This is a genomic window from uncultured Oscillibacter sp., assembly GCF_900546705.1.
In the GTDB taxonomy this organism is placed as follows: Bacteria; Bacillota; Clostridia; order Oscillospirales; family Oscillospiraceae; genus Oscillibacter.
Window position 1 is genome coordinate 24,221 of sequence record NZ_URDP01000001.1, and the last position, 22,257, is coordinate 46,477.

At 58.6% G+C, this 22,257-nt stretch carries 18 protein-coding genes; 8 read left to right on the forward strand and 10 right to left on the reverse strand.

The window, feature by feature from the left end:
• Positions 1–18: 18 nt before the first annotated feature.
• Positions 19–1,530, forward strand: coding sequence for a sodium:alanine symporter family protein (locus QZS13_RS00115; RefSeq protein WP_295584000.1), 1,512 nt, complete (start codon positions 19–21; stop codon positions 1,528–1,530).
• Positions 1,531–1,704: 174 nt separating this feature from the next.
• Here the strand turns inward: QZS13_RS00115 and QZS13_RS00120 are convergent, their stop codons facing one another.
• Positions 1,705–5,319: an S-layer homology domain-containing protein gene (locus tag QZS13_RS00120; protein ID WP_295584002.1), complete on the reverse strand. Its 3,615-nt coding sequence runs from the start codon at positions 5,317–5,319 to the stop codon at positions 1,705–1,707.
• Between the two features lie 300 nt (positions 5,320–5,619).
• On the opposite strand from QZS13_RS00120, the gene QZS13_RS00125 reads away from it, so the two are divergent.
• The 3 genes from QZS13_RS00125 to QZS13_RS00135 all read left to right on the forward strand — a co-directional run bounded on the left by QZS13_RS00125 (position 5,620) and on the right by QZS13_RS00135 (position 8,185).
• Positions 5,620–6,060, forward strand: a complete 441-nt coding sequence (locus QZS13_RS00125) for a MarR family winged helix-turn-helix transcriptional regulator (protein ID WP_295584004.1) — start codon at positions 5,620–5,622, stop codon at positions 6,058–6,060.
• A gap of 116 nt (positions 6,061–6,176) precedes the next feature.
• A complete protein-coding gene (locus QZS13_RS00130; protein WP_295584006.1) occupies positions 6,177–7,559 on the forward strand; it encodes an MATE family efflux transporter in 1,383 nt (460 codons plus the stop codon).
• Positions 7,560–7,606: 47 nt separating this feature from the next.
• Entirely contained in the window at positions 7,607–8,185 is a 579-nt protein-coding gene (locus tag QZS13_RS00135) for an AAA family ATPase (protein ID WP_295584008.1), read from the forward strand.
• Between the two features lie 108 nt (positions 8,186–8,293).
• Here QZS13_RS00135 and QZS13_RS00140 read toward each other — a convergent pair whose 3' ends face one another.
• Positions 8,294–9,472 carry an MFS transporter gene (locus QZS13_RS00140; RefSeq protein ID WP_295584010.1) on the reverse strand — a complete coding sequence of 393 codons (1,179 nt, stop codon included), beginning with the start codon at positions 9,470–9,472 and terminating at the stop codon, positions 8,294–8,296.
• A 150-nt stretch (positions 9,473–9,622) separates the two neighbouring features.
• Between QZS13_RS00140 and QZS13_RS00145 the strand changes: the two genes are divergently transcribed.
• Complete coding sequence (locus tag QZS13_RS00145; protein WP_295584012.1) at positions 9,623–10,057, forward strand: MarR family winged helix-turn-helix transcriptional regulator; 435 nt, start codon at positions 9,623–9,625, stop codon at positions 10,055–10,057.
• Positions 10,058–10,192: 135 nt separating this feature from the next.
• Here QZS13_RS00145 and leuB read toward each other — a convergent pair whose 3' ends face one another.
• From leuB to QZS13_RS00175, 6 genes are all read right to left on the reverse strand, one after another.
• Positions 10,193–11,263, reverse strand: a complete 1,071-nt coding sequence (gene leuB / locus QZS13_RS00150) for a 3-isopropylmalate dehydrogenase (protein ID WP_295584014.1) — start codon at positions 11,261–11,263, stop codon at positions 10,193–10,195.
• A gap of 44 nt (positions 11,264–11,307) precedes the next feature.
• Entirely contained in the window at positions 11,308–12,276 is a 969-nt protein-coding gene (locus QZS13_RS00155) for an alpha/beta fold hydrolase (protein ID WP_295584016.1), read from the reverse strand.
• 38 nt (positions 12,277–12,314) lie between these two features.
• Positions 12,315–13,892, reverse strand: a complete 1,578-nt coding sequence (locus tag QZS13_RS00160) for a sodium:solute symporter family transporter (RefSeq protein WP_295584019.1) — start codon at positions 13,890–13,892, stop codon at positions 12,315–12,317.
• On the reverse strand, positions 13,885–14,211 hold the full coding sequence (locus tag QZS13_RS00165; RefSeq protein WP_295584022.1) for a DUF997 family protein: 327 nt from the start codon (positions 14,209–14,211) through the stop codon (positions 13,885–13,887). Before QZS13_RS00165 ends, QZS13_RS00160 begins: the two co-directional genes overlap by 8 nt.
• Positions 14,212–14,292: 81 nt before the next feature.
• The gene (locus QZS13_RS00170; RefSeq protein ID WP_295584024.1) at positions 14,293–15,171 is read right to left on the reverse strand and encodes an oxaloacetate decarboxylase; all 879 of its coding nucleotides are present in this window, start codon (positions 15,169–15,171) and stop codon (positions 14,293–14,295) included.
• 210 nt (positions 15,172–15,381) lie between these two features.
• Positions 15,382–17,262, reverse strand: a complete 1,881-nt coding sequence (locus QZS13_RS00175) for a sigma 54-interacting transcriptional regulator (protein WP_295584026.1) — start codon at positions 17,260–17,262, stop codon at positions 15,382–15,384.
• A gap of 249 nt (positions 17,263–17,511) precedes the next feature.
• Between QZS13_RS00175 and QZS13_RS00180 the strand changes: the two genes are divergently transcribed.
• From QZS13_RS00180 to QZS13_RS00190, 3 genes are all read left to right on the forward strand, one after another.
• A complete protein-coding gene (locus QZS13_RS00180) occupies positions 17,512–18,039 on the forward strand; it encodes an RNA polymerase sigma factor (protein ID WP_295584028.1) in 528 nt (175 codons plus the stop codon).
• A complete protein-coding gene (locus tag QZS13_RS00185; protein WP_295584030.1) occupies positions 18,032–19,249 on the forward strand; it encodes a DUF4367 domain-containing protein in 1,218 nt (405 codons plus the stop codon). The genes QZS13_RS00180 and QZS13_RS00185 overlap by 8 nt, the downstream gene beginning before the upstream one ends.
• Before the next feature lie 131 nt (positions 19,250–19,380).
• The gene (locus QZS13_RS00190) at positions 19,381–20,571 is read left to right on the forward strand and encodes a DUF4367 domain-containing protein (RefSeq protein WP_295584032.1); all 1,191 of its coding nucleotides are present in this window, start codon (positions 19,381–19,383) and stop codon (positions 20,569–20,571) included.
• Positions 20,572–20,633: 62 nt separating this feature from the next.
• Here QZS13_RS00190 and QZS13_RS00195 read toward each other — a convergent pair whose 3' ends face one another.
• Positions 20,634–20,801 carry a hypothetical protein gene (locus QZS13_RS00195; protein WP_295584034.1) on the reverse strand — a complete coding sequence of 56 codons (168 nt, stop codon included), beginning with the start codon at positions 20,799–20,801 and terminating at the stop codon, positions 20,634–20,636.
• Between the two features lie 228 nt (positions 20,802–21,029).
• Positions 21,030–22,247 carry a helix-turn-helix transcriptional regulator gene (locus QZS13_RS10180; protein WP_307986746.1) on the reverse strand — a complete coding sequence of 406 codons (1,218 nt, stop codon included), beginning with the start codon at positions 22,245–22,247 and terminating at the stop codon, positions 21,030–21,032.
• Positions 22,248–22,257 lie beyond the last annotated feature (10 nt).

Here is a 22,257-nt window from a genome sequence, read left to right on the forward strand (position 1 = left end):
AAAGGAGGAGAGCGCACCATGGATACATTCAGCAGGATCATCAATGCAGTCAACAATATTATCTGGAGCAATGCTCTGGTCATTGTTCTGGTTAGCGTTGGCATCTTCTTCACAATCCTCACCAAAGGAGCGCAGTTTAGACTTTTCAAGCAGATGTTTGTGCATATGTTTGAAAAGGACGCAAGCTCCGCGAAGATCAAGCTCACGCCTTACCAGGCGTTTGCTACAACAGTAGGCTGCCGTGTCGGCACCGGAAATATTGCGGGCGTTGCCACGGCAATCTACTTTGGCGGGCCCGGCGCAGTTGTCTGGATGTGGATTACAGCCCTTTTTGGGGCGGCTTCCAGCCTGATCGAGTCTCTCCTGGGGTCCGCTTACAAGGATCGATATGATAATGAGATCTGCGGCGGCCCCTCTTACTACATGGAAAAGGGCCTGCGGTGCAAGCCGCTGGGAGTCTTGTATGCCATTGCAGTGCTGGTCGGCCCGGTGTTTATGATGTCCGCCTTGCAGACCAAGACGGCTGTGACATCTCTTTCCGAGGCATTTGGCGCGTCCCAGGGCGTTTTCACGGTTATCATGGCGGCCCTGGTTGCGGCTGTGGTTGTGGGAGGCCTCACAAGAATCGGCAAAGTGGCTGAGCTGATGGCACCGATCATGTGTGCGGTGTTCATGCTGATCGGCATCATCATCACCGTGCTGAATATTGAAAGACTTCCCGGAGTGATTTCCATTATGTTTCGGTCCGCGTTTTCCACGGACTCGGTGTATGGAGCGATTTTCGGTACAATGGTTCAGTGGGGCGTTAAAAGAGGACTCTATTCCAACGATGCAGGCAACGGCATGGGGCCGCTGGTGTCCTCCTCGGCCGACTGCGCGCATCCGGTCAAGCAGGGCCTGGTGCAGGCGCTCTCGGTTTATGTGGATACGCTCCTGATCTGTTCCGTCACGGGCTTTTCCATTCTTCTGGCAGGCACCTATAATGTTTCCAATGCGGCTGGAACCGGGTATATCACGGAGGGACTTCCGGGGGTCGAGTACGGTATCCTCTATATGCAAAGTGCAATGACACAGGCCATGGGCAGCTGGGGAAGCGTGGCAATGGCCCTGATTATCAGCATCTTTGTCTTTTCCACATTAACGGCATATGGCTACCAGGCAGATGTCAGCCTCAGATATCTTTGCGGAAAGAAAAAGTGGACGGCATGGATTGGACGGCCGCTGCTGCTCCTGGGGATTCTGCTTGGAGGTATTGTGGATGGGGAGGTTGTCTGGGCGATGGGCGATACCGGCGCAGGGATCATGGCCTGGATCAATTTGCTTGCCATCGTTTTGCTGTCGCCTGTGGCGGTCAAGATTTTGAGAGACTATGACAACCAGAGGAAGGCCGGACTGAATCCGATCTTTGACCCGGAGACGGTTGGCATCAAAGACCCCAATGGCGTTTGGACAGAATGGGTTGAGAAAAAGCGGGCCCGGGGCGATTATGAAAACGAAAAGCTGGGGTATCGGAGCAAAGCCAAAGGATAACGGCCTTTTGTCAGGCAACGGACCTGCAGAACAAAAAACGAAACAATAACCGTAAAAATCCCGGGAGGAATCGTCTGCAGAATTTGCGGAGAAACTGATAAAAGGCGGCAGCCAGTTTATCTGGCTGCCGCCTTTTTAAATGATCTGCGATCACCGCTGAAATTGTACGGGACATTAGCTCCCCAGGTACCGGAAAAGGAAGGTGATCACCTGGGCCCGGGTACAGGGAGCGTCAGGGGAGAAGATCCCCGGGGCAGTGCCCAGGGAAATGCCCTGTTCTGCCGCCCACGCGGCTGCACTCCAATAGTAGGCGTCCGGCGGTACGTCGGAAAAGCGCCCGGAACCGGCGGCATCCCCGCTGTACCGGAAAAGGAAGGTAATAATCTGAGCCCGGGTACAGGGTGCGTACGGGGAAAAGACATCCGGGGCGGTGCCCAGAATAATGCCCTGTTCGGCTGCCCACACCACTGCGTCATGGAATCTGTCGGTGGAGGACACGTCCCGGAAGGGGGCGGCCTCCTGCCGGGGCTTGGGGCAGCCTGCGGCCCGCCAGAGCAGCACGGCTGCCTGGGCCCGGGTGCACACCTGGCCGGGAGAAAAGGTGTCCGGGGCGGTGCCCAGAGTAATGCCCTGCTCTGCCGCCCACAAAACGGCCGGATAAAAGTAATCCGTCTCCCTTACGTCGGAAAAGGGATTGGAGGCGGGCGCCCGGTATCCAATCAGGTATCTGGAAAAATGCGGGGTGGTAAAGGAAACCTGCTCTGCCCGGGCATCGTAGGAGGTTTTCCGGGGAGAGAGGGTCCCCAGGTCGTCCAGATGATACACAGTGATGCCGTTGGCTTCCTGCCCGTGGGGCAGGACATAGGGAATGGTGACCGTGGCGCTGCCGCCGCCGAAGTGGGGAATTGCCGTGTCGCCGCTTCTCAGATACAGGTCAAAAACCGGTGCGCCGTCTGCTGCGGACTGCTGGGGTCCGCTGAGGTCCTCCGGAGCCACCGGTGTGACCTGGAGGACTACGTGGGTGTCCCGGGCCTGACTGGCCACCGCGGTGAGGGCAGTGGAATCCAGTGTGACGGTGGCCACGCCGGAGGTTACGGTGAGGGCGGCGCTTTCATGGCTCCCCAACGCGTCCAGAGAGGAGACCGGCAGATGCACCTCCACCTGGCTGGCGCTGCCGCTTTCCACCACAATCTGGACCACCGGCGCCGTATGGCTCCCGGACACGGCTTCCAGCACCTGCTCCACGGCCTGGTCCATGGTCCCGGTGTCAATCTCGGCTTTCGCGGTGTCGCCGGAGATGGTTGGCGTCACCTGCGTGGAGACGGTGGTACTGCCGTCGGAGGTCTCCGGAGGCTGTACGGCGGGCGGGGTGCTGTCGCCGGAACCGCCGCCGGGGACGTCGGTTCCCACGGAATACATACCGCCGACGGTGCTGACGCGATAGCCGGGTGCAATGTATTCCGTGGGGTCAGCGGAAAAGCGACCGCCGGTAATGGTGAGGGCGCCGCTCTGCGCCGGAGAGTCCACACGGAGGTGTCCGCTGAAGCTGCCGCTGTGGATGTGGGCGGAAATTCGGCTGCCGGTGAGCCACACGGCGTTTTCCAAGGCAGCCACCTCCGTGCCGCTGAGAACGGCGGTAATGCCGTCGGAGACGGCGGAGGCGGTGTCTGCGGCGAGAATGCCCGTGCGGACGCTGCGGATGACGCAGTCCCGGACCGATACGTCTGCGGCGTCCCGCAGCTCCAGAGCAATGCGCTCCGGAGCGGAGCCGTCGGGGGCACCGGAGATGGTGACACCGGAGACGGTGCCGCTGACCGGACCGGCGGAGCCGCCGGCCTGAATAAGGGCGGACTGCCCGCCCGGCGCTCCGTTCACAGAGCCGCCGGAAATGGAAAAGGAACCGGCGTCAAAGCTGTATGCGCTGTGAATGACATTTTGCACATGGACATTTTCGGCAATTACCTGGGTGTCCGGGGCGGCGTCGGCCGGAACATGGAGCACGCTGGCCGTCTCAAAGTCCTCCAGCGTCACGTCGGAAAGGCGGAACGTGCCGCCGATTACCTCTATGTACGCGTCGGACTGCCCGCGAATGGCGAAGCCGTTCCCGTCCAGAGTGAGATCACTCGGAATGGTCAGCTTTTCACGCAGCGTCACGTCGCAGGGAAGGCGGACCACGCCGCCGGAAGCGGCGGCGATTTCCGCTGCCAGGTCAAATTCAAAGTCCACGTTCTGCCCGCAGTTGGTGAAGGTATTGGACTTGGCCGCGTCGGGGTCCAGATAAGTGCGGTCGCCGTCGGCGTCGTAGTAGGTCTCCTTGACAATGCCGATGCCGCAGTTTGCAATGCGGTTATCCCGGATACGGGTGATTTTTCCGTTCCGCAGCACCAGAACGCCGCAGGCGGACCAGCTGTCGGACTGGGAGACATAGCCGTCAATGGTGTTTCCGGTGATGACTGCTTCGGCTCCCAGATCGATCTGAATTCCGTTTCCGGCAGCGCCCGGATAGGGGCGGCAGTCAATGGTATTTCCGGTAATGACGGCGCTGCCGCCCTTTACGGTGATGCTGTTTTTGGTAAAGCCGGAGAACCGGCACGCCTCAATGAAGATGCGGCCGGTGCCGGGGTCAGAATTGCTGCCGGCCTGGATGCCGGACGTATTGTTGTGGCTGTTGGCTTCGACACCCCGCAGGTGAATGCCGGACATGGAAAAATCCACGTCTCCGCCGGAGATCTGGAGCAATGCGGTGGGCTCCGCCGCGGCCTGAAAAATGGTCTGCTCCATGCCGGCACCGGTGAGGGAGAGATCTTTCCCAATGGTCAGGGGGCCGCTGAGAATGTAGGTGCCGGCGGCAAATTCGATGGCGGTGCCGGGCTTGGTATCGGCGGCGTAGGGAGAGGAGGAATCCAGAAGATCCTCCAAAACGGCGGACGAATCCACCAGATAGGTCACGTCCTCCACCTGTCCGTAGACATCGCCCACCAGGCCGGGGCCGTAGCCGCTGCCCCAGACGTGCCAGATACTGTTGACGGCGTCCATGGTGACATGGCGGACATCCAGCGTGCCGGTCCGGGCGGCGGAGGCGCTGACATAGGCGTGAAGATACACGTTTTCCAGCAGGGCGCTGCCCACGTCGCCGTCAGCATTCTGGGGATTGAAAAAAATGGAGCCGCTGAACACCTCGCCGTTCTCTCCGTCGGGATGGACCACCGGCAGCAGGGTGCAGTTTTGCAGGGAGAAGTCCCTGCCCATGACCTCGATGGCCTTGTTGGGAACGGACTTGCTTTGGAAGTCCACTCCGTCAATGGTGATGCCGTCACCCCACACGGAGACGAAATCCTGGGTGGCCCAGGCGCCGTTGGCGCTGTCCACATCCGTGGTAATTACCACGTTGCCGCCTCCCACAATGGTCAGGCCGTCGGCGTACAGAGGGAGGTACCAGCCTCCCTGGCCGGGCTCGTCCCAGTGGGCGTATTGGGTCAGGTGTTCCCGGGTGAGGGTGTAGACGCCCTCGGCCAGGTGCCAGGTCTGTCCGGCCTCCTGCCCGGCAATGGCGGCGGCCAGATCGTCGGCGGTGCGGAGTTCCAGCACGTCGCCGTCAGAGGGGCGCTCTTCCTCTGTCGGGGCGGGGGACAAAGATTCCGAGGCCGGAAGAGAAAAATCCACCGTCTCTGCCGGAGGGGAAGAAGATGCGGATGTAGGTTCTTCGGCCTGGGCAGAAAACGGCGGCGCGGTCAGAAGCAGTGCACAGGCCAGCGCGGCGCTGAATAGACGCAGGGGGGTGTTTTTCATGAACAATTTCCTCATTTTCGGGTTGATATGACGGGGAATTTGTGTGCCGGTGTTCGGCAGGCCGTCCCACGGTAAAACGGGGCAGCTGAAATGGGGCCATTGTACCGTTAAATCAATAAAAGCGCAAGAAAAAAGTGCTGGAAACTGGGGAAAATACTGTAAAATATGGAACTTGAAAAACTTTCTGCGGGCATGCAGCTGCGGCGGCTGCCTGCCCGCGCAGGCGGTCGGCAGGCGGCCTTGACAAACTGGTAAAACTGCCTATAATATGTAATTGGTTACTTATTTGGAGGGATAGCTATGCCAGCTGCCATGCCGTTCGGCCTGAAAATTGCGATCATCAACCGTGCATTCTGCAAGAGGATGGACGAAAAAGCCAGCACCCTGGGGCTGACATCCGTGCAGCTGCGGGTGCTGGGGTCCATCAGCCGCCTGGAGGCGTCCGGTGAGACGGAGATCCACCAAAACGACCTGGAGCGGATCGAACATGTGACGCATCCGGCTATGACCAAGCTGTTGCAGCGCCTGGAGAGCAAGGGGTTCATTCGGTGTGTACCCAGCGCCAGAGACCGGCGGTACAAGAAGATCACCTGCACAGAGCGGTCTGCCGGAATCTACAAGGTGATTCTGGCTCAGGATGCGCAGGTGCTGGAGGAGCTCTGCGGAAACTTTTCCCATGAGCAGAAGCAGGCTCTGCAGCAGATTGCGGATATGCTTTTGAAAAATATTGATGCAAAGTAAGTTTCGGATGGGAAAACTGAATTCCCCAGGCAGTGTGCCGAGGATATTGCTCGGCGCACTGTCTGCTTTTTTATCCAAATACGTAACTAGTTACTTAAAAAGGAGAATCAGAACCTATGGAAGAATCAACCGCACAGACCAAAAGTCCGTTTTCCACAGAGCCCATCGGACGGCTGATCGCAAAATTTGCCGTCCCCTGTGTAATTTCTCTGCTGGTGAACTCACTGTATAACATTGTGGACCAGATCTTTATCGGCTGGGGTGTGGGGTACCTGGGCAACGGCGCCACCAACGTGGTGTTTCCCATTACGATCATTGCCCTGGCGCTCTCGCTGATGATCGGCGACGGCGGCGCCGCCTACCTGAGCTTGAAGCTGGGCGAGGGTGACACGGCCAGCGCGAAAAAGGGCGTGGGCAACGCTATTGCCATGGTGACGGTGGTGAGCATCGTGCTGCTGGCAGTGTTCCTGGTGTTCATCAATCCGATCCTGACGCTGTTCGGCGCCACGGACGCCCTGCGTTCCTATGCGCTGGAGTATGGCTGTGTCATCGGCATCGGACTGCCCTTCATGATGATCCCGGCGGCAATCAACTCCATGATCCGGGCAGACGGCAGCCCCAAGTACGCAATGTTTTCCATGGTGCTGGGTGCCGTCATCAACACGGTGTTTGACCCCATCTTCATTTTTGTGTTTCACATGGGGGTACGGGGTGCCGCCATTGCCACGGTTATGGGGCAGGTGGCATCTTTTGTGGTGTCTGTTGTATACATCGCCCGATTCAGGACTTTTCGCCTGGAGCTGCCCGACCTGCGCCTGAACGGCAGAACCTGCAGGAAGGTGCTCAGCCTGGGCATCAGCAGCTTTATCACCCAAATTGCCATTACCATCGTCATGGCGCTGTCCAACAATCTGTTGGTGGCCTATGGCGCCGACTCCGTCTACGGTTCGGAGATCCCTCTGACGGCTATGGGCATCGTCATGAAAGTCAACCAGATCCTCATCTCCATTCTGGTGGGCATCTCCACCGGCGCCCAGCCTATTATCGGTTATAACTACGGCTCCAAGAATTTTGAGCGGGTGAAGAAGGCCTTCGATATCGCACTGGTGGCATCGGAAATTGTGGCAATCCTTGCGTTTTTGGTTTTCCAGTTTGCACCTATGAGCGTCGTCTCCCTGTTCGGCTCTGAGGAGGGACTGTACAACGAGTTTGCAGTCATGTCATTCCGAATTTTCCTGCTGTGCTGCCCGCTGACCGGCTTTCAGACGGTGGCGGCCATCTATCTGCAGGCAATCGGCAAGCCCGCCAAATCCGCGCTGCTCTCGCTGTCGCGGCAGATCATCTTCTTTGTGCCCACGGTAGTCATCCTGCCCATGTTCCTGGGCGTGACGGGCGTCCTGTGGACGGGGCCTGTGGCGGACGGCTTGGCCTTCATTCTGGCAGTGATCCTCATCATTTATGAGCGCAGGCAGCTCAAAGACGCGGAGTCTTCCGTGTGACCCGAAGGAGGGAATCCGGGGCGTTTTAAGAAAGGAGAGCACAGCATATGAAAAACAGAGTCATTACCATCAGCCGGGAATTCGGCAGCGGCGGGCGCACCATCGGCAAAAGGGTGGCGGAGGAGCTGAAAATCCCCTGCTACGACAGTGAGCTCATTGAAAAGGTGGCAGCGGAGAGCGGTTTCAACGAAACCTACATTCAGGACGCCGGGGAATACGCCCCCGGGGGATTCTTGGCATCGGCGTTCTCGCACCGCAGTTCCGGCCCCAACAACGCAGACTACCTCTGGAAGATCCAGTACAAAATCATCACGGAGCTGGCGGAAAAGGGACCGTGCGTCATTGTGGGCCGGTGCGCCGACTATATTCTGCGGGACAAGGCGGACTGCCTGAAGGTCTTTATCCATGCGGACATGGCGTTCCGGGCGGAGCGGATTGTGAAGGAATACGGCCAGCGGGAGGAGTCCCCGGAGCAGCGGCTTCGGGACAAGGACAAGCGCCGGGCGGCCTATCACCGGTTTTACACCAACATGAAGTGGGGCCATGCCCAGAACTACGACATCACGCTCAACAGCGGGTCGCTGGGAATTGACCGGTGTGTGGAGATCATCAAGGGCCTTTATTGAAGCAGGCTCCGGTACGCGTGCCGGAAGGGCGAATACGCCTGAAAGAAAAGCAGCCGGGGAACGAACAATCCGTTCGTTTCCCGGCTGCTTTCTGCGCAGAATGCCCGATCAGGCGTTGGCGGGGGAAGCTTTGAGCTTGCGGTAGTAGCGATCCACATACGCCGCATAGACAATACCGCCGATGACGTAGGCGATGGCGGTCAGGGCGAAGCCCACCGGCAGGCCCACCGGCTCCTGCAGGCAGCCCATCAGCAAAGAGCCGATGCCGATGCCCACGTCGTAGGAGAGCATGTAGGTGGCGTTTGCCACGCCGCGCTTGGGCGCCGGGGTTGTGCCGGTGACAAAGGACTGGAAGAGCGGCTGCAAGATTCCGTACCCGATGCCGAAGAAGACGCCGGCCGCAAGCAAGTGCACACCGGTGGACAAAAACAGATAGCTGACCATGGTGAGAACCAGGATCGCCAGGCTGGCATAGACCAGAAGACGGTGACTGCCTGCGTCAATCTGCTTCTGCGTGGACAGCTTGGAGGCCAGCATTCCCACCACCAGGCAGATGTAGAAGTAGGGGAGGAAAGAGGTCAGCTCCTTTTCCTGGGCCAGAATGGAGGAATAGGCGATCACCGCGCCGTAGGGGATCATCAAAAACATCATGTTGAACATGAAGGGGAGTGCGGGGCCGTAAATGGTGTCCCGGATGGAAAATTTCTTCCGCTCCACTTTGGGATAGCGGATGCGGCAGCAGGAGACGCAGACCAGTGCCGCCACCGTGATGGCAAAAATCGTCAGGAACGAGGCTCTGCTGCTGAGGTTTTCCTGTACCTGAAGGCCCACGTAGGGACCCAGCGCCATGCCGATGGACACAGTGAAGGCGAACCGGCTGATGCCCTCGGTAATTTTGGAGCGGGGCAGAACGTCGCCGGCCAGGGTCATGGTGGCCGAACCGCACACGGAGTAGACGGCGCCCATGTACAGCCGGATGACGATCAGCGCGCCGAACAGGGGAAAGGCGATAAAGGCGGGAAACGAGAGGCAGAACAGCGCCAGAAACAGCAGGTATACCCGGTAGCGGTTGAAGTTGTCCAGCAGATATCCTGCCACGGGGCGGAATAAAATGGTGGCCACGGACATGGCGGTCAGCACGATGCCGATTTTTGAGCCGGTGATGCCGATTTCCTCACAGTAGATGGGAATAATGGGAATCGAGGCGTAAAAGGCTGCCAAAACCAGCAAATTTGTGATAAAGAGCAGGACAAACCTTCGGTTCCAAATTTTTTCGGTGGTTTCCATAGGGACAAAACTCCTTTGTACAATCAAACAATATGGTGGCACTTGCCACTATATGAGCATAACACAAGACGCTCCACACGTCAATATCTGGTTGCACATGCCACTAAAATGCGGTATAATAACTCTATTGCGCAAAGGGGGGTGCATTTCATGTCGGGGATCGCGGATCATCCGTTCAAGTCCGTTTCCATTTTGTATCGGAAGTCACATATTTGGCTCAACAATGCCTGCGCACAGTATCATCTGACCGCTGCCCAGGCGGTCGTCATTTTGATCGTGTGCGATTTTCAGTCGCTGACGCAGGACGAGATTACAAAGCGGCTTTCTCTGGACAAAAGCGTCATTGCAAAGACAGTGACAAAGCTGGAGGAGACCGGGTTTCTTGTCCGCGCCACCAACGCCAGGGACAAACGAACCTATGATATCTGTCCCACGGAAAAGGCGTGGGAGGTCTATCCGTTTATCAAAGCGCAGATCGACGAGAGTTTTTCCCGCATGACCCGGGAGATGACCGACGGGGAACGGAAAGAGTTTCAGCGTCTGTTGGAGTTGGCTGCGGATGGGTGTATTGCCCAGGAGGATTGACTCCGGCCGAAACGGAACAGTATATAAAAAGCCAGCGCCTTACAGGCGCTGGCTTTTTTTGAATTTCCGGATGGTGTCGAAGAGACTGTCCGCTGAGGACAACGGCATTGCATAGCTGGAAAAACACCGCGCAAATCAGATCCTCCGGCAGATTTCGCTGCCCATCTGACTGCACCCGACTTTTTGCGTACCGGCCTCACAGATATCTCCCGTACGGAATCCTGCGTCCAAAACGGCACGGACAGCGGCATCCACAGCGTCGGCTTCGCGGGGCATGGAGAAGGAATAGCGCAGCATCATTGACGCAGACAAAATGGTCCCCACTGGATTTGCCGCGTCCTGACCGGCCAGATCCGGAGCACTGCCGTGTATGGGCTCATACAGTCCCCGGCTGCCATTCCCCAGACTGGCGGACGGCATCATGCCGATAGAGCCGGCGGTCATACTGGCTTCATCGGAGAGAATATCTCCGAACATGTTTTCTGTCAGCAAAACGTCGAACTGAGAGGGGTCCCGCAGAAGCTGCATGGCGCAGTTGTCCACCAGCATATGCCGTACGGACACGTCTGGGTATTGGGCGGCAATTTCGTTTACGATCTTCCGCCACAGCCTGGAACAATCCAGGACGTTGCTTTTGTCTACGGATACGATCTGCCGGCGCCGGCCCTGAGCGATCTCGAACCCCTTGCGGACAATCCGCTCGATTTCCGGGCGGCTGTAGCACATGGTGTCACGGGCGCATTCCGTTTCTTCGGTGCCCTGCGTGCGGTGCTCACCGAAGTAGAGCCCGCCCAGCAGCTCCCGCACGACAATGAGGTCAATCCCCCGCCCGGCAATGTCCGGCCGCAACGGAGATGCCCCGGCCAGCTGGGGAAACAGCCGGACGGGACGGAGGTTGGCATATACGCCCATGGCGCTGCGCAGCCGCAGCAGCGCGGTCTCAGGACGGTTTTCCTTGGGTACACCGTCCCATTTCGGCCCGCCTACCGCGCCGAGCAGCACGCTGTCCGCTTCCAGACAGGTCTGCAAGCTTTGCTCCGGCAGGCTGGTTCCGTACAGGTCGATGGCACAGCCGCCTACGACTGCTTCGGAAAAGAAAAAGCGGTGTCCAAATTTCACGGCAACCTGATTCAAAACCGCTGCGGCCTGGCGCACGATTTCAGGTCCAATCCCGTCTCCCGGAATGAGGGCAATGTGTTTTTCCAATCTCAAGGACTCCTTCCTGCCCAAATTTCCGCGTTGGACGCGGGTCAGTGCACATGCTCTTTCAACCAGCTGCACACAATGTCTGCAATCTGGCGGCTGTTGTCCTCCACCATCATGGCATGGGTGTTTCCGCAGATTCCGATTTCGGGCAGATGGAGCCATTGGCTGGTTCCGCCCAGCTCCAGAATTTTTTGGTGGAGATTCCGCATGGTCCCCGTATAGGCAAAATTTCCGATCCAGGTATACCGGTCGCTGCAATAGGCTTCGCCCAGAAAGTCCCCCCATACGAACAGGAAGGGAATGTCCTTCAGGCAGGAGACATCCGTTTGACTGACGTCCAGCGTGGAGGAGCTCTCGATCAGAACGATGGCCTTCACATTTTCCGGATGTGCCAGCGCAGCATTGAGCGCAAAGAGTCCGCCCTGACTGTGGGCCAGCAGGATGCATCCGTCCGTCATGCTGCCGATGTACGTGTTGTAGGCCTCCTGCGCCATATCGATGGACGTGGTCCAGCGGGGGACCTGCTGCTTGATGAGATCATCAAACTTGTCCGCGTCAAAGCGCGAACCGGGATAGGGTTCTCCCAGCTTTTCGCCCAGACGGTATGTGGTCCACCGCTCCGCATAGCTGTTGAACAGCGGCGGAACCGGGTTGATCTGGGGGAACTGTGCCCAGGAGGCCCGTCCCCGCTCCACACCGTCCGATACGTTTACATGAAAGCCGTTTTCCAAAAACATGAACTCCCATCCGGGGCCCCCCTGCTGGGTGGACTCCCAGAGAGCGCCGGTCCCGCCTCCGCCGTGAATCATACATACAGGGTAAGGCACGACGGGTTCGGCCAGGCGGGTATACTGCACATACATCTGCCCCGCCTGAAAATCTCCGTTAGGGTCATACTCCAGTTCGGGACCGCCGGGCCAATACTGCATTCTGACCGGGGCGTTTCCGGCCAGCGTGACACGTTTGCCGCCGAAAAACCGGCTCCCCTTGCTGATAATTTTAACGCAATTCATAGCTGCCCCCTTTTCTGACATATACAAACCTGCCTGGTTCAGTTCAGCCGGAAGTTCTTGGCGTACTTGTCGTCATAGTCCTTGCAGAAGAATACCTGGAAATATCCAAGAGGAACGCGGTCTTTCTGCGTGCCGAGACTGACGAAGTACAGCACCAGCAGGCTGAGAATCCATGCGGGGAGGAAGGCGTGCACATTGCCCAGATTGGCGACCCACCATTCCTTGGTGGACGGAATGACGCTGGAGAGGAAATAGAATACCATATAGGCGGTAAATCCGCTGATGCAGGACCAGAACACGCCCTTTCCGGTGGCGCGTTTCCAATAGAATCCCATGAGAATGGGCCAATACCAGGCTGAAGCCAGAGAGCCCAGGGCGAAGTTGATCATATATTGGGTCAGATCGGTGGGCTTGAGGGCAATGGCCGTGGCGATGGCAGCGAAGATCAGAATTGTGGCGGTGCTCAGGGTCTTCTGCTTGCGCTCGCTCATGTCGGGCTTGATGCAGTCCACGTAGAAATCCTTGGCGAAGAAAGCGGCGGCGCTCATGCAGTATCCTGCCAGAGAGGACTGGATGGCGGCGAACACGCCGCAGAAGATGATGCCGCCGACCCAGGAGGGAAGCAGGTTGGTGGCCACATAGAAGGTGGTATAGTCCCGGGTCACCAGGTTGGGGTTGAGGTTGTGTGCCCATGGTCCGGTGGCGCACATGAGTCCCTGGCAGATGGTGAAGATCAGGCAGGAGATCATAATGCCCCGCTTGAGGGTCTTATGGTTATCATAGGTCAGGGACACGCTGACGGCAAAGGGCATGGCGCCCAGGCCCACGCCGCAGAAGAGCACGGTACCGAAGGCGTTGAGGAAGGTAAAGGAGGTGTCGGCCCGAAGCATCTCCGGGTAGGTGGTGCCCATGTAGGCGACCGCCGCAGAGAGGCTGCCGTAGGTCTGCGCATTCTTGTAGAGAAGCATTCCCATGATGGAGAAAGTGGCGGTCAGCATCACCACGCCCTGGATGGCGGCAACCTTTGCCATGGACTTTACGCCGCCGGTGGTGGTGTAGATCACGGTGATGACAATGACCAGGAACAGGCCCAGATAGTACTGGTTGCTGCCGGTAATGGCTGCGAACATTTTGGCCCCGGCGGTGATCTGGCCGCAGGCGGTGAACAGCAGGCCCACCACGCAGGTCAGAGACAGCGCGGCAATGACGGCCTTGGAGCGGAAGCGCAGCCGGAACAGATCCAGGAAGGACACTGCCCCGATCCGGTTTTTCAAAATGGCGGCCTTGATGCCGATGGCTCCCAGGCCGAACGCGGCCGTCAGAAAGCCGGCATAGTAGATCACGCCGCCGGAAAAACCAATGGCGTAAGTCAGTCCGGGAGCAGTCACCATGGTTCCGCCGGCCATGGAGTTGGTGGCAGCGATCATGGCGATGGAAAAGGCGCCCAAGCCGCCGCCTCCGGTCAGAAAGGAGGAAAGGCTGTCGCTGGAGTGCCGCCGGGAGGAAATCTTTACATAGGCGCCCAGGCCTACAATCAGCACGGTGTAGAGAACGAAGATCACCAGCATGGTGATCCGCGTGCTGTTGCTCATAAAAAATCCGCCGAGATCAATCATGGTTCGTGCCCTCCTTTTCCGATTCTCTTGCAGCCAGGGAGAAGGTCTCGCTTCTCTTCAGGTGAAGGATGCCAATGATGAACATTGCCAGGTAGATCAGTGCGCTGCCGGAAAACCACAGAGGCATCCCGAGAAAATAGGGCATGTCTGCCGGGTCCGCACAGCCGAATACAAACATGCAGATGGTGGCCAGCGTAGTAGCCAGCAAACCGATCCCATGAAAGAACACTGCATCTTTTTTACCCTGTTCCATGCGCCGGTCATAGTTTGTGATCTGTGTCACATCATAGTCCCGAGAGTCCAGATTCTGCTTGTCCATATCGATTCTCCTTTCTTCAAAGCCGGTTTCAGCAGACAATGCGGGCGGTGGATTCCCCCTTTCCGTACTGCGGATGTCAAATCAGCACAGCTGCTGGCCGCAGGCAAAGGACTGTTCGTACTCCCGGAGCTCCTCCAGGCCCATGAGCTGATTGAATTCGGGGAAATCAACCATATGGGGAAGGCAGGAGACCAGGGTCTGATCCTGCTTTAGCTGCCGCAGGAAATCCAGAACGGCCTTTGTGGCGGCAAACAGAGTGCCTGTGGGATAGATGGCCAGTTTGTAGCCAATCTGCTGGAGGGCGGGCGCGGTCAGCATGGGCGTTTTTCCGTGCTCGACCATGTTTGCCAGCATAGGCCGGCGAATATACGAGCAGGCTTGCTGCATTTGCTCTTGTGAGGTCAGGGCCTCGAGAAAAATAATATCGGCACCGGCCTCTTCGTAGGCTTTTGCGCGTTTGAGTGCGGCTTCAAATCCGTCAACGGCCGTGGCGTCGGTCCGGGCGATGATGCAAAGAGACGGATCTTTCCGGGTGGCACGGGCAATTTTCACTTTGGCAACCATCTCTTCTGCGGGAATCAGCTGCTTGCCTTCCATGTGCCCGCAGCGTTTCGGCATGACCTGGTCTTCCAGCTGAATTGCAGCCACGCCGGCGGCTTCGTAGGCTTCCACAGTTCTCATGACGTTCAGGCGTCCGCCAAAACCGGTATCCGCATCACACAGCGTGATGGTTTGGGAACTTCGGGTAATATTCTGCGCGGCATCCAGCATTTCCTTGAAGCTGATCAGGCCAATGTCAGGGACTCCCAGAAGGCTGGCGGAGACACCGTAGCCCGTCATGTAGACAGCCGGAAAGCCGACCTTTGCAACCAATTTGGCGGACCAGGCGTCATATGCGCCGGGTACCATCAGGATTTCGTCTCCTGCGAGAAGCTCCCGCAGCCGTTCACCGTTTGTCATAAGAACTCCTTTCAGCAACATGCATCGTTTTGGGGCAGTGGTTCTTTGCTGATGACTTAAAGCAATTTTTGTGCCAAGACGATGGGGGGATTCAGGAGTATTTACACAAAAATTCCCCATTGCGTTTCGGCTGATCTGCCAAAAGCAAAGGGGAATTTTTAGAAAGCAGAAATCTTTTCAAGCAAAGATGTTTTCGTGTTTGAACATGTTTTAAAACGTTTTGAAACGGTCAAATTCAATGCCGTACTTTTTTATCAGGCGCCACAGGGTTGAACGGCTGATGCCCAGCATGCTGGCAGCGGCCTCCCGGTTTCCCCCGCATGCCTCCAGTGCGGCGCGGATGGCCTGCGTATCGGCGCTTTGCACAGCCGGGGCACCCTGGGGCCGGATACACGCCGCGATCAGGCTGTCAGGGGAGGATTCGGGGGAATACAGTGCGCAGAATCGTTCGATCACATTGCTCAGCTCCCGGATATTTCCCGGCCAGTCGTATTGGACGAACAGCGGGTTGGACGAGATCTCCTGCCGGCGCTGTTCGTCCAGATGCAGGTTGCAGCGGTCCAAAAAGAATCGGATCAGCAGGGGAATATCACTCTTCCTCGCCCGAAGGGGAGGGACGTTTACCTCCAGGATATTGAGCCGGTAGAAGAGATCTTCCCGGAAGAGGTTTTCCCGGACCATTTGAGCCAGATTCTTGTTGGTGGCCGCAATGACACGAATATCTATGTGGGAAATGGAATCGCTGCCCAGGCGCATGATCTCGCGCTGTTCCAGGACACGAAGAAGGCGGGACTGGAATTTCGGCGTGATCTCACCAATCTCATCGAGAAAGATGGTTCCTCCGTCTGCCAGTTCAAAAAGGCCCGGCTTTCCGCCCTTTCGCGCGCCTGTGAACGCGCCCTCTTCGTAACCGAACAGTTCACTTTCCAATAGATCGGCCGGCATGGCAGCACAATTGACTGCCACAAATCGGGCGTTTTTTCTGGTGCTGGCATTGTGGATGCTCTGGGCCAGCAGATCTTTGCCGGTACCGGTTTCCCCATAGAGCAAAATGGTGGATTCCTTGGCTGCGTAGCGTCTGCACACGTCTGTGGTGCGGATAAAGGCGGGACTTTGCCCGATCATATCGGAAAAGTGGGTTTTTGCTGAGAACCCCTTGTCCCGTGTGTTGCGAATTTTCTCGTTGGCTTTGGAGAGCTCCTGCGTGCTCTGGAAGGTGATGACGTAGCCGTGAAACAGGCGCTTGCTGGAAAGGGGACTTGCATTTGCAAGAATTTTTCGCTTGTCTCCTATGGTGACCACCTGACTGAACGGCTCAGCCGAAGCGGCGGGGGGAAGGGACAGATTGGGCAGCACGGTGCCGATGTCTTTTCCGACAGCGGAGCAAAGACTGGTTCCCAATATTTTCTGGGCGCTTTCGTTGTACTGCATGAGGGCACCGGTTCCGCTGGTCACCAGAACGCCTTCATGGATATTTTGCAGAATCAGGCTCACCTGTTGGGCGTACAGGCGCTCCCTCCGTTGGTTTGTAATGACTTTGATGGCCACATCCAGGGCATCCAGATAGCTTTTCGTGGACCAGATATAGTGGCCGGTCATCCCCAGAAGCTCTGCCTGTTCAATGGCCTGGGTGTTTCCGATAATGTGCTCGTAGCCGTCGTTGTACAGCTTGTTCAAAATTTGTGTGAGCGCGTGGAGATCCTGATACACATAGTCCGCAATTTTCAGGCGGACCGTACTTTTTATAGCCGCGATCTGCGGAATCCGCTCCTGGCTCATCAAAATCGCGGCTTTTCGGCACTTGGCAGGAATTTCGCTGATGGCAGAGAGCAGGTCGAACCCGGAGGGACGAACCTGGACTACGGGCGTTCGCTCCACGTATTGTTCAAAGCAGGCGTAGGCGCTTCCGGATGCCACAAAAATATCCACGTCTCCCGACTGCTCCATCGCACGGATCAGATCGCCTCCGTGGCCGGTAAATGCATCAGGAGAAACCACGGCAAATTCAATTTCAGAGGAATAGTTGGCGCGAATCGTGTGAATGAGTGCCAGAATCCGCTCGTAGCCGGGAATCGCAATCCGAATTTTCATATGCCGCTCCTTCTTTCCATCTGCAAGAGTTTGCCGCCAAGGGCCTGAGCAAACTGTATCATGGGTGCCTGGCTGTGTCAAACCGGACTATGCCGTTCGGAGAGAGGTGAAGGTCCGGTTTCCTTTCCGGCGGGGGTGTGATATGGTGAAAGAGAGTACGGAAATTTTGCGCAGAATGAGACAGCGCACGGACTTGAGACGTTATCATAACAGAGCCATACGTTTATATAAAAGCAGGAGGCGATCATGTTGCTGACAATATTTCTTGCCATGCTGGGCAGCGAGGAGGACCGGGAGCGGTTCGCGATGCTCTACGAAGCCCATGAGAAGCGGCTCTATGCGGTGGCGCTGAAAATTTTGGAAAATCCCACCCGGGCGGAGGACGCCGCCCAGCAGGCTTGGCTTCAGGTGCTGCGGAACTGGGAGCGGGTCAGCGCCCTGGACTGGGATACGGCGGGGCGGTATCTGGTGGTGGCGGCAAAAAATGCGGCGCTGGACCTTTTGAAAAAGGAGCGGTGGAATACCTCTTTGCCGGAGGACTGGGACGCGCCGTCGCCCCAGGCGGATCAGGGGGAATATGCGCACTTGGTGGCGCTGATTCTGGCGCTGCCGGAGGCCTACCGGCGGGTACTGGAGCTGAAATTTGTGGAGGAGGAGAGCAACCGGGAAATCGCCCGGCGGCTGGGGCTCAAGGAATCCACCGTCTCCACCCAGATCCAGCGGGGAAGAAAGCTGCTGCTGGATGCCATGGAACGGGAGGGGTACTGCTATGGCTGAGAAGTCCTTTGACGCACTGGTGCGGCAGGCCTTGCTGGATGCCGCCTGGCAGGAGTACGGGGCAGCCTGGGAGGCGGCGGAGGAGCCGGACTTTTCTCCGGAATATCTTCGCTGGCGGGCGAGGCTGCTGGCGGACCCCTTCGCCTGGATGAAAAAGCGGATGCGGCCTCTGTGGCTGAAGATTCTGCGGACGGCCGCCTGTTTGGTACTGGCTTGCGCTGTGGTGCTGGGATCGCTGATGGCGGTGAGCCCCTCGGTCCGGGCGGCGGTGCTGTACTGGCTGCGGGAAATCAGCGGGAACTTGATGACTTATTCGGCGGACGCCCGGGCGCAGGCCGACGCCCTGCCATCCAACTGGCACATCACCTGGCTGCCGGAGGGCTGGGAGCTGCGGGATATGACCAGAAATACATGGAAATACGCGGGACCGGCGGGGCAGGGCAGCCTGACCTACGCCTGCTATGTGCCGGAGGATGCGGAGCTTATCACCAATGTGGATGACACGGAAGATGCTGGATCGGCCCGGGAGACGGTCCAGGTGCAGGGATACCGTGGGGATTACTATGAGTCGGGAAAGTACCGGGTGCTGCTGTGGGAAAACGAAGCGGGATATCTATTTATGCTGCGAACCAGCACCGCAATGGAAAAGGATGTCTTTTTGAAGATCGCGGAGAGCGTCGAATTTTACGCCGGGCCCGGCATCGCCTATGAAATGGGCTGGGTGCCGCCGGAGTACGAGCCGCTCTACCGGGATGAACTGATCGGCGCGGCCCAGGAGGTGTGGACCTTCAGCGAGACCAGCCTGACGTGGCGGTATATCACGGACCCGCTTTGTCCCTTCGCCCTGCCGGACGGAGTGCCGGAGGAGGTCACCGTGGGAGACCTGACCGGACAGTACTGGGCGGCGGAGGAGGCGTTTGAACCGTCCGAACCGGCTAAAACGACGGTCAACGGAGAGCCTGTGGAGAACAGCGGTTCCACCATCGAGGTGGGCGGGGTGACCATCTCCATCAGCGGCAGCCCGGAAGATGATCAGACGGGAACGCTGGTGTGGACGGATCCGGATACCGACACCGTGTTTTTCCTGGAGGGGGCGCTGGACCGCTCTGACCTGATGCGGATGGCGGAAAGCGTGGTACAGACGGCACCCGATCCCTCGTCCCCGTCCCATGGGGCCATGGTGCTGGAAGGGACTGCCGGTGCAGATTAAGAAAAACCCCGCAGCAGGAAACTGAAAAAAGCTCCGGAGGGTGAGACACAATGTCTGCCTGACTCGTTTTTCTTATAGAAGCGGACGGGCAGGTGTTCCCGTTCCACAAAACAGAAAGGGTGATATGCATGATGAAAAAGCGGTTTTCGGGGTTCCTGGCCGGCTGCGTGACCTCTGCGGCGATTCTGGTACTGGGGACCACGGTACTGGCAGCCGGCGGACGGGTGAGTTTCAACTTTGCCAATGTGGCGTTGGACGGCGAGACGAAGATCACTGCCGGAGCCGACATCACCGCGCCCAACGGGCAGCAGGTCCCGTCCTCCATCCTCTATACCGATGAGACCGGGGGAAAGACCAATTATCTGCCGGTCCGGACCATCAGCGAGCTGCTGGGTGTGGAGATCGGCTATGACTCCGCCACGAAGACCGTCCTGCTGGGAGAGCAGGATGCTGCGAGTCAAGGAACGTACTGGCAGCGGACGGTGGACGGCGCCAGTTTTACTTACGCCAGCCAGCGGCCCGCCGATCCCTACACCGCGCCGCCCGTGTGGCGTCCTGCCTGGCTGCCGGAGGGCTGGGCGCTGTCGGAGGTGTCCGGCGGCACCGCCCGCGCCTCCTGCCGCTATCGCAGTGAGGCGGGAACGGTCACTGCCTCGTGTGCATACCCGGACGGCGGGTCCTTCGGGGCGTCCCTGCGGCAGGAGGAGAGTGTCCAAAACGTTCGTCAGGTGACTGTTCAGGGCTGTTCCGCCGACCTTTACACGGAGGAGAACAAGGCGTATCTTGTGTGGGAGGGCGAGGACGGTATTTTGTTCTGGCTTTCCGCCAGCGGGATCTCGGCAGAGGACCTGGTCAAAATGGCGCAGAGCATGCAGCCGGACACCACAGAGCTTCCGGCATACCGCCTTTCCTGGGTGCCGGCCGGGTACTCCTGGTACGAGCACGCTGTGCTGGGGGACGCGGCCCAGGAGACCTGGCTGGGTCCGGACACCAGTCTGACGCTGCTGTATGCGTCTGAGCCGGTGGAAGTGCCGGAGGGAACGCCGGATGACGCGGAGGTCAACGGCATCGAGGCCCGCTACTGGGGCGCGGAGGAACCCTATGAGAGCGACGGTTCCATGACCGTCAATGGGGAGACTGTGGAGGGCAACCGGACGGAGGTGAACGGAGTCACCATCACCACCGGAACCATCGTGGGACTCAACTCCGACGGCGTCAATGTCCTGGCGTGGGAGGACCCGGACACCGGCCTCTTCTTCCGGCTGCACGGAACTGTGGGAAAGAGCACGCTGCTTCGCATTGCGGAAGACATACAAGACTGACCGCAGCTGCCAAAGAAAAAACCGCACCGGATGTTCCGGTGCGGTTTTTTGCATGTACACGCTCAGTCGGAGGGTTCCCCGGACGGGCCCCCTTGCTCCACAGCGCGGATCAGTTCTACCAGGCTTTGAAAGGTTCGGCGTTCACCGGAGGCGGGAAAGTATACGGTACCCTGCCACTCCCGGTTTTCCATGCCGGTGATAGAAATTTCACAGATGGCTCGCTGGCTCATGGCGCATGCGCCTCCCCCAATTGTTTTCCGGTGCGCCGCGAGGCCGGCAGAATGGACCCGGGCGCGGTCTTTGCTGTCATATGCGCGCTCTGATTCCGGATTCCGGGCAGAAGGAGCGGCCGGAGCCGCTGTGCGCCACCTCTAATGTAACACGAAACGGTCCTTCTGCAATCCTCCGTTTTCTGGGGAAAAAGGGCTATGCCTGCGGGATTCCGCAGGCATAGCCCTTCAGCGCAGCATGTACCGCTTCAGGTCTTTCCGCTGGCGGATCTGCAGTTTTTGCAGCGCGGTGGAGATGTACTGTTTGACGGTGTTGCGGGAAATTCCCAGGTGGTCGGCGATCTCCTGGTTGGTCCAGCCGCGGGCTGCCAGCATGGCTGCGGCAAATTCCGTGGTGGTGAGGTTGTCGGCCACGTCGTCTCCGGTGACCGGGTTGTGCACCCTCCGCCAGCCGGCGGAAAACCGGTAGGTGATGGCGATGATCCGCTTGAAGTCCTCCGGAAAATCCTTCTTCAGGACGGCCTCCAGCATACCGCCCAGCAGCCCGTGGTGCTCGCCGAAGCCTTCGATCAGGTCGTCCGGGCGGGCCAGATCCCAGGCGCGGAGCAGATGGGCCTGGGCCTGTTCGGGCTGTTTGAGACTCATGTAGTCCATCACTGCCACCAAGTGCATGTAGATGGAGGGAATGGGATATACCTTGGCCTGCATGGCAAAGGCTGTCTCCGCGATGCCGATGCTCCGGCCGTAATCTCCCTGCAGATAGGCCTGGTGGGCCTGTACGTAAAGGGCGAACATCCGCAGCCCCGGCGGCAGAAGCCGGATGTGGTCCTGGAGGGACCGGGCCTCCTCCGGCGGCGGAAGATGGAGCAGTACGGCGGCGGTAGTCACCACGAACACCGCCAGAGCCCGCAGGGTCGGCGGCGTAGTTTCGTCGGCAGCATCCAGCGTGCGGCGGACCTCTGCCAGGGCACATTGTACATGCTGGACCTGTCCCCCGGAGAGATTGGCGTAGGCATAGAGCAGACAGGCCGAAAGCCGCAGCGCCGGCTCCGGATGGGTGAGGTACGGCTGAGCGCTTCGGGCCGCCGCCTCGGGATGGCCGCTGAAATAGTGGTACTCTGCCCGGGCAATGTCCCGCATCCGGCTGTCACGGATTTCCTCCACGCAGATTCGGCATGTCCCCGGCGTAAATGCTGTGTTCATCAGCGGCATGGGGACAAGACTGGAAGCGGCTGCCGTGGGAGCGGGCGGCGGCACAAACTGCGCCCGCGGCATCTGCCTGGCCGTGTGATGCGGATCGGCAGGCTTGGGTGCGGCGGCAGGAATGGCCCACGCGCCGCCGAATTTTCGAACGCCGTCAATGCGGCCGTCCGTGCAGAACTGCTGGACAAGCCGCTCAGAGACTTTCCACTTCTGTGCCGCTTCCCGGACGGTGATATACTCCATAACATGCCTC